Annotated in this window: 15 protein-coding genes; 8 read left to right on the top strand and 7 right to left on the bottom strand. The window is 35.1% G+C overall.

All coding sequences use genetic code 11. From position 1 onward, the window contains the following. Nucleotides 1-106 precede the first annotated feature (106 nt). Both AC5LWL_RS17770 and AC5LWL_RS17765 read left to right on the top strand, forming a co-directional pair. Nucleotides 107-313, top strand: a complete 207-nt coding sequence (locus AC5LWL_RS17770; RefSeq protein ID WP_493435552.1) for a hypothetical protein — start codon at nt 107-109, stop codon at nt 311-313. A 53-nt stretch (nt 314-366) separates the two neighbouring features. After that, entirely contained in the window at nt 367-531 is a 165-nt protein-coding gene (locus AC5LWL_RS17765; RefSeq protein ID WP_493435551.1) for a hypothetical protein, read from the top strand. Nucleotides 532-657: 126 nt separating this feature from the next. Here AC5LWL_RS17765 and AC5LWL_RS17760 read toward each other — a convergent pair whose 3' ends face one another. Beyond that, nucleotides 658-1,860 (bottom strand): YhgE/Pip domain-containing protein, encoded by a 1,203-nt coding sequence (locus tag AC5LWL_RS17760; RefSeq protein ID WP_493436650.1) that lies wholly within the window; start codon nt 1,858-1,860, stop codon nt 658-660. 183 nt (nt 1,861-2,043) lie between these two features. Here AC5LWL_RS17760 and AC5LWL_RS17755 point away from each other — a divergent pair, with 183 nt between their 5' ends. Then, on the top strand, nt 2,044-2,652 hold the full coding sequence (locus AC5LWL_RS17755; RefSeq protein ID WP_493435550.1) for a TetR/AcrR family transcriptional regulator: 609 nt from the start codon (nt 2,044-2,046) through the stop codon (nt 2,650-2,652). Between the two features lie 159 nt (nt 2,653-2,811). Here the strand turns inward: AC5LWL_RS17755 and AC5LWL_RS17750 are convergent, their stop codons facing one another. After that, a complete protein-coding gene (locus AC5LWL_RS17750; RefSeq protein WP_493435549.1) occupies nt 2,812-3,678 on the bottom strand; it encodes an SDR family oxidoreductase in 867 nt (288 codons plus the stop codon). Between the two features lie 205 nt (nt 3,679-3,883). On the opposite strand from AC5LWL_RS17750, the gene AC5LWL_RS17745 reads away from it, so the two are divergent. The 3 genes from AC5LWL_RS17745 (at nt 3,884) to AC5LWL_RS17735 (ending at nt 6,284) form a co-directional block, all read left to right on the top strand. Beyond that, nucleotides 3,884-4,585: a glycoside hydrolase family 25 protein gene (locus tag AC5LWL_RS17745; protein ID WP_493435548.1), complete on the top strand. Its 702-nt coding sequence runs from the start codon at nt 3,884-3,886 to the stop codon at nt 4,583-4,585. 49 nt (nt 4,586-4,634) lie between these two features. Further along, nucleotides 4,635-5,684 (top strand): DUF1835 domain-containing protein, encoded by a 1,050-nt coding sequence (locus AC5LWL_RS17740; RefSeq protein WP_493435547.1) that lies wholly within the window; start codon nt 4,635-4,637, stop codon nt 5,682-5,684. Nucleotides 5,685-5,819: 135 nt separating this feature from the next. Next, the gene (locus AC5LWL_RS17735) at nt 5,820-6,284 is read left to right on the top strand and encodes a PTS sugar transporter subunit IIA (protein ID WP_493435546.1); all 465 of its coding nucleotides are present in this window, start codon (nt 5,820-5,822) and stop codon (nt 6,282-6,284) included. A gap of 181 nt (nt 6,285-6,465) precedes the next feature. On the opposite strand, the gene AC5LWL_RS17730 is transcribed toward AC5LWL_RS17735, so the two are convergent. From AC5LWL_RS17730 to rpiA, 3 genes are all read right to left on the bottom strand, one after another. Further along, complete coding sequence (locus tag AC5LWL_RS17730; protein WP_493435545.1) at nt 6,466-7,314, bottom strand: HD-GYP domain-containing protein; 849 nt, start codon at nt 7,312-7,314, stop codon at nt 6,466-6,468. A 517-nt stretch (nt 7,315-7,831) separates the two neighbouring features. Beyond that, entirely contained in the window at nt 7,832-8,800 is a 969-nt protein-coding gene (locus AC5LWL_RS17725) for a Gfo/Idh/MocA family protein (RefSeq protein WP_493435544.1), read from the bottom strand. After that, nucleotides 8,797-9,486 (bottom strand): ribose 5-phosphate isomerase A, encoded by a 690-nt coding sequence (rpiA, locus tag AC5LWL_RS17720; RefSeq protein ID WP_493435543.1) that lies wholly within the window; start codon nt 9,484-9,486, stop codon nt 8,797-8,799. Before rpiA ends, AC5LWL_RS17725 begins: the two co-directional genes overlap by 4 nt. 512 nt (nt 9,487-9,998) lie before the next feature. Here rpiA and AC5LWL_RS17715 point away from each other — a divergent pair. Beyond that, on the top strand, nt 9,999-10,433 hold the full coding sequence (locus AC5LWL_RS17715; protein WP_493435542.1) for a MarR family winged helix-turn-helix transcriptional regulator: 435 nt from the start codon (nt 9,999-10,001) through the stop codon (nt 10,431-10,433). A 23-nt stretch (nt 10,434-10,456) separates the two neighbouring features. After that, complete coding sequence (locus AC5LWL_RS17710) at nt 10,457-11,095, top strand: nitroreductase family protein (protein ID WP_493435541.1); 639 nt, start codon at nt 10,457-10,459, stop codon at nt 11,093-11,095. 116 nt (nt 11,096-11,211) lie between these two features. On the opposite strand, the gene AC5LWL_RS17705 is transcribed toward AC5LWL_RS17710, so the two are convergent. Then, nucleotides 11,212-12,447 carry a M20 family metallo-hydrolase gene (locus AC5LWL_RS17705; RefSeq protein WP_493435540.1) on the bottom strand — a complete coding sequence of 412 codons (1,236 nt, stop codon included), beginning with the start codon at nt 12,445-12,447 and terminating at the stop codon, nt 11,212-11,214. A gap of 347 nt (nt 12,448-12,794) precedes the next feature. Further along, a complete protein-coding gene (locus AC5LWL_RS17700; RefSeq protein ID WP_493435539.1) occupies nt 12,795-13,439 on the bottom strand; it encodes an alpha/beta family hydrolase in 645 nt (214 codons plus the stop codon). Between the last annotated feature and the right edge of the window lie 235 nt (nt 13,440-13,674).

The following is a 13,674-nucleotide window of genomic DNA, read 5'->3' as shown; positions in this document are numbered from 1 at the left end:
ATTACTGGGAGAAACGCGGAATTACTGGGAGAAACGCGGAATTACTGGGAGAAACGCGGAATTACTGGGAGAAACGCGGAATTACTGGGAGAAACGCGGAATTATCGTGAGGAACGCGGAATTATTGAGAGAAACGCGGAATTACTGGGAGGAACGCGGAATTATTGAGAGAAACGCGGAATTATTGGGAGAAACGCGGAATTACTGGGAGAAACGCGGAATTATCGTGAGGAACGCGGAATTATTGAGAGAAACGCGGAATTACTGGGAGGAACGCGGAATTATTGAGAGAAACGCGGAATTATTCGGATAAACGCGGAATTACTGGGAGAAACGCGGAATTACTGGGAGAAACGCGGAATTATCGTGAGGAACGCGGAATTATTGAGAGAAACGCGGAATTACTGGGAGGAACGCGGAATTATTGAGAGAAACGCGGAATTATTGGGAGAAACGCGGAATTACTGGGAGAAACGCGGAATTATCGTGAGGAACGCGGAATTACTGGGAGAAACGCGGAAAAACTGCTGAGGAACGCGGACAAAAGCAGCAAAACCGATCAACATAAATCATGACTGAACCAGCAATGGCATGTATATAACAAGAACGAAAGCTTCTTCCGAATGAGAAGAAGCTTTCGTCTTTACATAATAAAAGTTAAACTGTTTCGACCTCAGTTGCAACAACGTTTTTGTCTTTATTCTTAGATTCTGGTTTTAAAACTGAAATAAAAATAATAGCCAAACTTACTAAACCAATTCCAGTTAATACAGCTACTGAATGGTTCCAGTTTAATCCTTTATCAAAGAAGAATAATTCCCGAAGACCATCTACCATAAAACGCATTGGCAGCCAAGGATTAATCCAGTCCTTATAAAAGGATGGCATAAGTTCTGGGGCCATTGCTAAGAGCGGAGCACCAAAGAAAAGGGTAATGGCAGAGATTGGTACAGCGATAAAACCAATCCAAGACATTAGAGCGGTAATCATAAAGTAAAAGCTCAAATATGTTATGGAGATAAACCATGCTGTATCTATTTTTTTCGGCACATCAAGTCCAAGAACCCCATCAGCAAACCATGTTAATCCAAACCCTACAATAAGAGAAAGTACGATACCGATAAGCACTTGCATTAGTTTAGCAAACAGCTTTTCTTTGCGATTTAGAAAAGTCATCTTTTTTACTCCGAGAAAAACTAAAACAGAACCAATCAAGCTTGCCATCCATACAGGCTGAAATAAGGAGATTGGAGCATTACCATTAGCACTGTGTGTACCGACTTTATTTACATTGATTAATTCTGTTTTAACTGGGTTAATCAATATGGAAGCTTGCTCTGGTGTAAGTGTTAGGCCTGCTTGCTCATAATTTTTTAATGCTTCATCACGTACATTATTATTTAGATTGGCTACTACACCATTAAGCATCTGCGTCGCGATGTTCGACACAGTATAATTCATCCCTTGATTCACAAATATAGTAATACTTGGCAAGGTTGGTTCTTTCGTTTGAAGCGTTAGTTGTTTTTGACTAAAGTCACTTGGAATGATAAGGGAAGCGTAATATTCTTGATTATCCATCCCTGATCTTGCCAATTTCTCGTTATTTACTTCCACCCATTTAATAGCAGGTTCCTCGTTTGATTGTGCACTGCTGGTTGTTTTTACAGTATTAAGAATTTTTTCACCTAAGTTTAACTTCGTTTGATTAGGAAGTTCCACTCCACTGTCTTCATTTACAATGGCAATAGGCAGATTTTTAGGAGTTGGGTGAATAGATGGTATAAAGGTCAAACTGAAGATAACCATCACGATAAGAACAATAAGTGGTGATAGCCTAATTATTTTTTGTTTAAATATATTCAAATGTATTCCCCTTTCGTTAATGAACAATCTGTTGATTAATTTTGATAAGATTAATTATAATAACATTAGATTATAAAACAATAATCAATTCCTGGTGACTTGTTTAGTAATCAACATTAATTCGCTTTTATGTTCAGTAAATAATAAAAAAAAACGAATGAATATGGAGGAATTAAATTGTCAGAGCGAATAATCGATAGAAGAGTCGTGCGAACGAAACGAATGATAAGAGATGCATTAACAGAATTGATGGAGGAAAAAGGATTTGATGGCATTACAGTTCGTGATTTAACGGAAAAGGCAGAAATAAATCGAGGAACTTTTTATTTACATTATCGTGATAAATATGATTTGTTAGAGCAATGTGAAGAAGAAATATTGCAGAGAATAAAAAGCAAACAAACACAGCTGAAAGAGTTAAGTATAGAAGAAATAAATGAATATCATGCGAATAATCAGCCGCTTCCCTTTGTCGTACAGTTTTTCACATATTTAAAAGAAAATGCAGCATTCATGAAAGTAGTATTAGGACCAAAAGGGGATCCTTCGTTTCAGGAAAAATTAAAAGAAGTGATGAAAAATAATCTGCTTTTCCATATCATTAACAAAACAAAAAAAGAAGAGGTGCTTGTTCCGCTCGAAATCTTTTCAGCTTATGTCATGTCAGCACATATTGGTGTTATTCAACATTGGTTGAACAATGGAATGAAGCAAACACCAGAAGAAATTGCCTTGATATTATTTAAATTGATTTTTATGGGACCAAAAAATGCGATTGGTTTATAGAGCGTAGAGAAAAATAAAAACGATAAAAAAATTTATTTTCTTAAAAGTTAGAAGGTTTGGTCGGAAAAAACGAGGTAATAAGACGGTTTGATACCATGCAAAAAACAACGGAAGACATGCACCAACCGTTGTTTTTGCATAAAAACATTAACTTATTAATCAAGAAGAGGAATATAGTCCTCCATCAACATGCATGATTTGTCCTGTAATAAATGCCCCTTCATCAGAAGCGAGTAATGTATAAATACCGACTAAGTCTGCTGGCTGGCCTGGACGGCCAAGTGGTGTGTCGGTTCCAAAATTTTCAATAGCTTCTTCTGGCAAGGATGCAGGCTGCAATGGTGTCCAAACTGGTCCTGGTGCCACAGCATTTACACGGATTCCTTTTGGGGCTACATTTTTGGCAACAGCACGTGTAAAGGAATTAATAGCTCCTTTTGTTGAACTATAATCGATTAGAGTTGGAACTCCTGTTGCACTTAGAGAAGAAGTGTTAATGATGGAACTGCCTTCTTTTAAATGGGGCATTGCTGCTTTTGTTAAATAAAAGATAGAGAAAATATTTGTTTGGAAAGTTTTTTCAAATTGCTCTGTCGTAATATCAGTCAGGTCGTTTTGAGCTAATTGATAGCCAGCATTATTTACTAATATGTCTAATTTCCCCCATTGCTCTATCACATCATTAATCACATACTGATCAAACGCTTCATCCGTGATATCTCCTTTATAGAGAAGAACATCTATGCCTTCTTTTTCTAGTCGCTCCTTTGCATATTGTGCATCTTCTTCTTCATCTAAATAAACAATCGCAACATTTGCACCTTCTTTTGCATATTGGATGGCGACTGCTCGTCCGATACCGCTGTCGCCTCCAGTTATTAGGGCATTTTTACCTGCCAAACGATTATTTCCTTTTATATGTTCTAATTCTTCAATTGGTGCTGGATTTAGTTCTTTTTGATACCCAGGCTGTCTATTTTGTGTTTGTACAGGGGTACCATTTTTTTGTTGGTCAAAAAGTGTCATAAGTTTGGTTCCTCCTTAAGTCTTTATATCTTACTTTTTTACCCTGTTTTATTAGGTATAAACAGGGGCTATTTAATTCGCTTCAAAATAAGCGGTTTTTATTTTCTTAACATATGGTAAAATTAGGTTTTATATAAAAACAAAAAAGAAAGGATGAGGAATAATCTCTTATTTAAGAAAAAAGAAAATCTGGTTTATACTGACAATGTTTTTATTCATTTCGTTAAGTGTATTGTTTTTATTATGGAATCAAGGGATCTTTTTGCTGAATAGTGCAAATGCAAAAAGCTATTCGGTTAAAGGAGTGGACGTTGCAACATATCAAGGGGAGATTAATTGGTCCACATTAGAACAACAAGAGCTGACGTTTGCTTTTATAAAAGCGACAGAAGGAAGCAAATTTGTCGATGACTATTTTTTTAGCAATTGGAAAAATGCTTCTCAAACAAAATTAAGAATCGGTGCCTATCATTTTTTTAGCTATGATAGTGAAGGGAAAACGCAAGCAGAGAACTTTATAAAAACAGTTCCGTGGGAAAAAAATACACTTCCACCTGTAATTGATGTGGAGTTTTATGGAGATAAAGAAAAAAATCCACCAAACCCTGTTCAAGTAGAAAAAGAATTGAAAGATATGATTCAAATACTAGAAGAGCATTATGACAAACAGGTTATTTTATATGCAACCGAAAAAGCTTATAACCTTTACATAAAAAATCGTTTCGATAACTGCGATATATGGATACGTAATGTTTATAAAAAGCCAGCGTTGACAGACAAAAGAAAATGGACCTTTTGGCAATATGCTGATAAAGGACAGTTGGCAGGATATAATGGGAAAGAAAAATTTATTGATTTAAATGTATTTAACGGCAATGAAAAAGAATTTGCTGAGTATGGAAAGTGAGCTTTTATTTGTAGAACAAGGGAGTATTTTGTGAAGGAGGCATTTTTCAGTGTTTTCATCAATAGAAGAGTTAAAAGAACTTATTAAAAAAGGTACAAGTGAAGAAGAAGCAAAATCCCTTTTATTTATCTTATTCATTCGTATTAAAATGCTGGAGGAAAAGGAGTATCCCGAAGAAAAGTTTATAAAAGGCTGTAAAGATATATATTTAGATTTTCTTCGATACAAATCAACCCAATTAAAGGATGAAAACAAAAAGGATTTTAATAAAGTCCATATTGTATTTGGAGATTCTCCTGCTGGGAGTCTAAAAATGGCATTAAGAGAGATGGATTTAGCAGAAAAGGAGCAAATAATTCGACTTTCTGATTTATTTTCTGTTGGATCGATTTATCAATTGCATAAGAAAAGCGGCATGATTGAAAAAGGGGAATGGATGGAAGAGCATCTAAATTACGAAGAAGAAATTGATATTTATAACTCATATTATAAAAGAACAATCAGAAAAATAAAGGATATTCCAAGTGACAGACCAATAGTGATTTGGACGGCAGATAATTCCCATGAACAAACGGCCTTGCGCTTTATTCTTTATCTATTAAAAGATATACGAAATAATATATATATCATAAATACAACTTCCAGTTTTCAAAAACACATCCCGTTATCAGCAGGTACAGAATGTATGATTAGGCATACTGGTGAAATTAGTCCTGATCAATTAAAAGTTATTTATACTAAAAACAAAAAAGAATTGCCTATCACATTAGAAGAGCGAAAAAAGCTGGTGCAGGAATGGGAACTGTTATCACAATCAAAAGAAGTACTGAGAATATGGGATAATGGACAAATTCGCAGCGTGCCAGAGGATTATTATGATTCTTATATTTTATGTACAGTGAAAAAGTTACACAAAAAGAAGGGAAATCGAGGTTTCATTAAGGCTGCTAGAGTCATTGGAGAAGTGATAGGATATTTAGATCAGTATATTGGTGATCAATACATAGAATATAGATTGAGGCAGTTGATTATAAATGGGGATTTAATGATTCAAGGAGTGCCAAGGGCGATGCGGTATTATAGTGTGAAATTGTCCTGAAATCGAATGATTTTATGTAAAATAAGACTAAGAATAAATACTGGAAAATATTATTTCGATTTTTAGGCAGGAAAAAAGAAAAAATAATCGAAACAATATAATTAAGTAGAAAATTAGGTGTTGGAGGTTTATTGCATGTTCAACAAATTTTTTAAAAGAAAAGACGAAAATAAGTTAGAATTTATACAGCCATTAGAAGGGAAACTACTTGCTATTGAAGAAGTGCCAGATCCTGTTTTTTCTCAAAAAATGATGGGTGATGGATTTGCAATTGACCCTGTAAATGGTATATTAGTGGCTCCATTTGATGGGGAAGTGGTAAGTGTGTTTCCGACAAAACATGCGATTAGTTTAATCGACCATAATGGGAAAGAACTCCTTATTCATGTTGGACTTGATACGGTAAACTTAAAAGGAGAAGGCTTTACGATATTTGTTAAAGATGGAGACAAGGTAAAGCAAGGGCAAAAACTGATGGATATTGACTTTGATGCAATTAAAACGAAGGTACCGTCCATTATTACACCAGTAGTATTTACTAATTTACAACCAAATCAAACGGTGACGATTGAAGAGGGAATGATTAAAGTTACTTCCTAACGTAAAAAAAGTGTTATGGAGTGGAATCTCTGTAACACTTTTTTATTGCTGATTACCTGTTTTTACTATAAACATACTAAAATATGACTAAAGTATTACTTCGCTTCAGCTTTCATTAACACAACTTTATTCAAAAAGATAGAAACCAGTTCTGAATCTAATTTTTTCCCTGCCATATCTGTTAATATATTGGCAGCGGTTTGTGCTCTGACATCCCTTTTCGATAAGGGCGATCGGATGTAAGTGCATCCCAAACATCGGCAACGGCAATGATTTTTGCTTGTAAAGGTATTTCTGTTTCTGTTAGACCTTCTGGGTAACCGGTACCATCCAACCACTCATGATGATACTTGATTCCAGGCAAAATGACAGAAAGGTTTTCAAGGGGCTCAATAATTTTTGCGCCTATACTGGGATGCTGTTGAATGATTTCATATTCTTCTTTTGTTAACTTTCCAGGTTTATTTAAGATGTCCTCTGGGATAGCTATTTTGCCAATATCATGTATTAGGCTTGCCCATTTTATATTGGTTTCTTCTGTAAGGGACAGTTTTAGTTCACGGCTGAGAGAAACAGCTAATTTCATCACATTTATACAATGGCCATTTGTATATTTATCTCTAGCTTCAATTGCTTTTGCTAAAGAAGAAATAATGGATGTACCGATTTCATCTAAATACTCTCTTTGCTTTCGAAAGCGTTCGAATAATAAGCCGGCTAAAAAACCAACAGAGGAAAAAAACACTAAACGCAATTCCCAATTAAAAGCGGTTTGGTGAACATTGTTCACTACATCTAGTGGCATAATAGGCCCCATTACAATTCCTGCAACAATTCCAACCGTTATACCGCCAATTCTGCCAAAACCATATGCTGTCAAAATAATCGGAAAATAAAATAAATGTGTTAACACATTAGATGATCCATTAGCAAAATAAACAAGGAGCCAGCATGCTAATAAGGAAATGGCGATGATGCCTCGAAATGCAACAGGATGTTCGCGAAGTTGGGTGAGTATATTCTTTTTCATTTAGACTTTTCATCTCCACCAAGCCACTGTTCATGCTGCTGGTAAGAAGGAGTAAAGTGGCAATAAATTCATAGTGTATAGCTACTCTATGAATTTAACATATACTAAATACCTAGTACAAGTAAGTATTTAGGAGAATTGTGAGTAAATAGACAATTCGTCACAAATTAGACATATTTTTTTAAAAAGGTATATAATAACTTGGTTTAGAGCAATGAGAAAAGGGTGATTGATTAATGTTGCAAACATTATACCTTATAAATAGGGGCAAGATTCTCGTTTCAGGATGCTCGCTTTCCGTGTGGTATTAGCGAGACAGCTGAGACCCTGCAGGCCATCGGCCGAAGCGGCTCAGCGCGAGCCCCACGGAAAGCGAAGTGTATTCAGGTTGCGTGTGATTACCACAAACCTTCTTTTTTACATAAATAAAAACCCAAACCAAGATACGAAATATTTTTTACCTCTTCGTATCATTTATCCTTCTTTTAATATACTAAATTTTCCCCTATCAATATCCCTATTCAAACGGGTAAACAATGCCCCATTGGTTTCTTACTTCTGTCATGATATCCATTACATCTACAGATAAATCTAACGTTTCCTTGCTTGTTTTCTTAGCAATGTATTGCTCCATATCTTGTACTTCATAATGCAATGCTTTTGCTGTATCTCCAGCTTCTATTATTTCTTGTGATCCATCAAGATAGGTTATCGTTGCTTTTGCTGCACGAGGGAAATTTTCTACAGTAATATAACCTAAATCACCTGCCACCACGCCAAGTTTCGGCATTTTTGCGCGCATAGTCAGTGTGACAACAGCCATTTCATTATCCCCATTTTTTAAAACGATGCCGGATTGTTCATCAACACCTGTTTCAAATTCATTAACGGTTGTGATAATTTCATGCGGTTGGCTAGAAAGGAAAAACCTAGTAAAAGAAAGAGCGTATGTACCTATATCTAAAAGTGCTCCTCCAGCTAAATCTTTATTAAAAAAACGGTTTGTTGCATCGTTTTCTTTACAGCTTCCAAAAGAAACGGTTACCATCTTTAAGTTGCCGATTTTGCCAGATTGAACGACTTCGCGAAGCTGTTTAAACAACGGCATATGATAGATGGTCATCGCTTCAGCTACAATTAATTGTTTTTCTTCTGCTAAGCGAACAATTTCATCTAATTGCTGACTATTTACCGTGATTGCTTTTTCACAGAATACATGTTTATTATTTTCTAAGCTCTGTATAATATATTCATAATGATTAGAGTGAGGAGTTGAGATATAAACAACATCTATTTGTTCATCTTGGAGCATTTCTTTGTAGTCGCCGTAAGCTCTTTCTACATGGTGGGCCTTTGCAAATTGTTCCGCTTTTTCCAATGTTCGTGATCCAACAGCGTAAATACTGCCATTAACTTCATTTAGTGCTTCTGCAAATTCTGCCGCAATTGTTCCAGGTCCTAAAATAGCCCAATTTAATTTAGTCATGCTATCACCCCATTATTATTTTTGGATAATATTTGAAAACTAGTTTCTTTAGCAATAAGTACTTTCGTTACTTCTTTTGTAAACAGGGATGTTTCCACAACACCACAGATAGCCGTTAATGTTTCTTGAAGTCCTGTGAAATCATCAATATTTTCCAAACGAACGTCCATTAATAGGTTCCCATTATCACTGATTGTGTAACCATCTTTTTCTGTTGATTGGCGAATAGTTGGTATACCGCCAATTTCATAAATCCTTTTTTTTACAAAGGATAAACTGTCTTCTAAAATTTCCAATACAATAGGAAATTTTCCAGTTAAAGAAGGAACAAACTTGCTTTCATCGATCAGCAGAATATAATCATCGGCCATATTTGCAATGAGTTTCTCCTTTGTATGAATCCCGCCTCCGCTCTTTAATGCAATAAGCTGTTCATCTACTTCATCACATCCGTCAAAAGCAACGGAGATTTTCTCCACACTACTTGTTGGAAGGACTTCTAATCCATTGCTTACACATAGCATTTTGGTAGTGGTGGAAGGGGTTACAATTTTAACGGAGAGATTAGCAGATTTAATAAATTCAATTAAATACGCTATGGTACTGCCGCCGCCTAATCCGATAATGGTATTCTCTTGAATAAATTGCAGCGCTTCCTTGGCACATTGTTTTTTAATAGCATCCATATTTTTTTCGCCTCCAGCTTATCCCTTCATTTTCCCTTTTAAGTTTATGCTTCTTGTTTTTTTCTGTCAATTAATTAAAACGATTACTTTTTGAACAAGGGTGGAGTTAACCTTTAAATAGCTCTTCTAATACTTAGGAGCTATTCGAAACAGTTTAATTTTACTATGATATAGGGTTGTTTTTTTGACAAATCTGTAAATCAATCTGTCATTTATGTCTTGGATTTGGTCCGCCGCTCAAAGAGCTTTAACATGAAACATCATCCCTTTAGTTGAAAGCTTATGAATTGACAATAAAATTATATGGATATATATTTGACCTATCAATTATTGAGGGGTCAAATATTAAATCTTTGCTTTTTAACCAACCATTCTTTCCACTCTTATCGATCAGTAAGCCTAGCGCATACTCTCGCTTTTTATGAAGTTTAGCTTGGAGACATTTGGAAAAGCCCCTTGATGGAATTATCGCTATAAATGAAAACTGTAACTATTGAAAAGGAGTTGATGTATTGACAAATCTTTGTTCTCTTAAACTGCAGATTTTTTATCAGTTGCATGTTTTAAATAAAGAGTTAAATACTAAATTTGAAACTTGTTTAGGAGCTAGTCCATCACGTATTGAGATGCTTCAGCAGCTTTATCATGTGGAGGAAATTAGTCAAACTGATCTACAGAAAATGGTCAAAATAGATCATGCTGCGGTTACTCGGCATTTAAAACAATTAGAAGCTACAGAAATGATTTCTAGAAGGAAAAAGGCAGAAGATAATCGAGTTACATTAGTTTGTTTAACTAAACATGGAAGAAATGTGATTGAGGCATCATTAAAAGAAAAAGAACAATTTATCAGGCAAACACTTAACGAGTTTAGTGAACAAGAAATGCAGTTGTTATTAAAAATGCTCTCCAAAATCGGCGATAATGTGTCAAAAGTTAAAATATAATTTATGGAAAAGAGGAAAAAACAATGACAACAAAATTAAAGACAAATGATTTTATGGAAATTATAAAAGGAAGACGCTCTATCAGAAATTATGATCCAACGGTAAAAATCAGCAGGGAAGAGATGAAGGAGATATTAGAAGAAGCGACAACGGCACCATCATCCATTAATATGCAGCCATGGCGTTTTCTTGTTATTGACAGCGAAGAGGCAAAAGCAAAACTGGCACCATTAGCTTCCTTTAATCAACAACAAGTGAAAACATCATCAGCGGTAATTGCTGTTTTTGCAGATATGAATAACTTTGATTATGCAGATGAAATTTATTCGAAGGCTGTTGAATTAGGTTATATGCCACAAGAAGTGAAAGAGCGCCAACTGGCAGCATTTGCTAATCACTTCGCAACGTTGCCAGAACAAGTGAATCGAGAAACTATACTAATCGATAGTGGCCTTGTTTCCATGCAGCTGATGTTAGCAGCAAGAGCACATGGATATGATACAAATCCAATTGGCGGCTACGATAAAGCGAATATTGCTGAAACATTTGGATTGGATAAAAAAAGATATGTACCTGTGATGCTGCTTTCAGTCGGTAAGGCTGCAGATGAAGGCTATAAATCTTACCGATTGCCAATTGAAACAATTGCTGAGTGGAAGTAAAAAGTGTATAAAATATTTCCTTGAATCAGAGTATAGATTAATGGTTTATAAGATAATGACAAGAAGCAGCTGTTGAAATAACGGCTGCTTTTGTTTTCATTTTTTAGTAAAAGAATTTAAACCTGCATGGCATGTTTCAGCACCATTTTTTCTAAAACATCTATTCCTAATAAAATGTCTTCAAGATCTGTATGCTCATCTGGATGATGACTTAACCCATTAACGGATGGAATAAAAATAAGTCCAACAGGTCCAAATAGCGTCATATTCATTGCGTCATGTCCTGCACCACTTTGCATCAGTTTATAGTCAAGTTTTTGTTCTTCACAGATTGATTCTAAATTATGCACAATCTCAGATGATAATAACACGGGATTTTCCATACTTATTTCTTCGTATTCTACAACTAGTTGACGTTTTTTTTCGATTGATGAAATAGTTTGGAATAAATAATCGATCACTCGTTGTCTGGAATCGATGGAGGAGGATCGTATATCCACTTTCATTTCAACATTACCGGGCACGACATTCATTGCACCTAAAGGTAAATTCAGCACACCAACAGTAGCAACTGTTCCATATATATGCTCCTTTTTTGCTGCTTTTTCCAGTGCAAGAGTAATTTCGGACGCACCAAGCAAAGCATCTTGACGCATATTCATTGGGGTTGTGCCAGAGTGGGAAGCTGATCCCTTGATTTTTACAATATATCTTGCTGGAGCAGCAATGCCTGTAACTATCCCGATTTTTTTATTTTCATTAATAAGTACAGGGCCTTGCTCAATATGAAGTTCTAAAAATAACTTGAACTTCTCATTTTTTCTGTATGCCGAATCTATTTGATCAAAATGGAGAGCACAATGGGAAAAGGCTTTTTCCATTGTAATTCCATCTCTATCTTGAAGTATACTAAATTTTCTTTTGTCTATTAAACCAGCCATTGCTTTACTTCCAACGGTTGAAACACCAAAACGAGCAGATTCTTCGCAGGCGAATGAAATAATTTCAAGAGGATGGTCGGTTATTATATTTTTTTCATTTAATCGTTTAATTACTTCCAAAGCTGCTGTAACGCCAACAGCACCATCATATTTTCCACCATGATACACAGTATCTAAATGAGAGCCCATAACAACAGGAGGCAGTTCATTCCTTTTCCCTTCTCTTCTGGCAATAAGATTTCCGCAGCTATCGAGGCGAATATCCAGCCCTTCATTTTTACATAATCGCATAAATGCATGGGTGCAAGCTTGCTCTTCGTTGGAATAAGCAATTCTTGTTATGCCTATTTGTCCGGAATTATATTGGTTTATGTTATTTAATAGAGCTTCATATCTTTTTTTCTGTTCCATAATTGTCTCCTAGTGGGCTGAAAATTTGTAGAAAGTGTTAAAAACAATAAATGCTTATTATAACTTCAATATATTAAGAGAATTAGTGCTTTTTGTTATCATACTAATCATCTTTTTTTCTGTCTACCCTGAAAAAGGGACGTTGGCTTTCTCAATGAGTCCGCAGCCGGAATACACTTCGCTTTCCTGCGGGGTCTTGTCTTTCTCGCTTTCCCGCGGGAGTCTTCATGTATTCTCACTGCTCCCTGCTTCAACATAACAATGAATCTTAATCAAAGTTCCTATTTTCATGGGTCATGGTGCAAATTTTGCTGCATGGAAGTCTACTGAATTCTTTCAATTAAATTCTATTCTACTATTTTAACGATGTTCTTCATTACTCGACTAATAACGGCAATGGATGCAACTGTATCTAATTCTGCTATATCCAAAGAATGATTGGCATCTTTGATAATATCAACTTGTAAGGATGTTTGTTTCATTTGTTCTAATTTATTCAAGTCATAATGCTGATCTTTGTCTCCAATTACAAGAATTCCTTCGTGTTTGCTTTCTATTATGGATTTAAACATCTCATCCATTTTTAATAAAGGAGTAAGTAAGATTATTTTTGAGGATGGAAAGCTGTTGTTTTTCATGATTCCGTTCACAATTGGAATAGTTCCAAGGGATTTTCCTAAAAAAAATGTTTTTTTATAATGAGTGTTTTTAAGGAGGACATCCATAATTGGCTGAATGCTATTCATCATTGATTCAGTTGCCAAATAAGCAGGTTGCTTCAAAAATTCCTTATCATAAGAATAATGCACTTGAACTACATCGATGTTTTTTTCAAGCATCAGCATGGTTGCATAATAAAACAGTGGTTTATCATAGGTGTATCCTAGTCCAGAAAACATAAAACAGATTTTATCAGAACCAGTTTCTATTAATGTGTATGTAATTTCTTGTTCTGCACAAGCGTCTTTTATGATTTTGGTCGTTTTTTTCAAATTATTTCCTCCTAGTTATTCTCTCTTTATTAATTCGATAAATTGGAAAAAATTCCTTTTTGTAGAGAGGAAGATAGAATGTATTTATAGTATAGAAGGGAAGAAATCAAATAGATCAAGAGTGTTGATTATCCAAAATTAGATAGAATTATCCTGTGAAATAGTAAGTAGCTTTGTTAACAAGTACATTTTACCTGTTTAGATTTGAAAAGGATGAATCAGGACAAAAACAGCA

The sequence above is a fragment of the Niallia sp. WK069_GA_01 genome (assembly GCF_983173855.1).
Note: the sequence above shows the minus strand (reverse complement) of the source record. Positions and strands in the feature narration are given on the sequence as shown.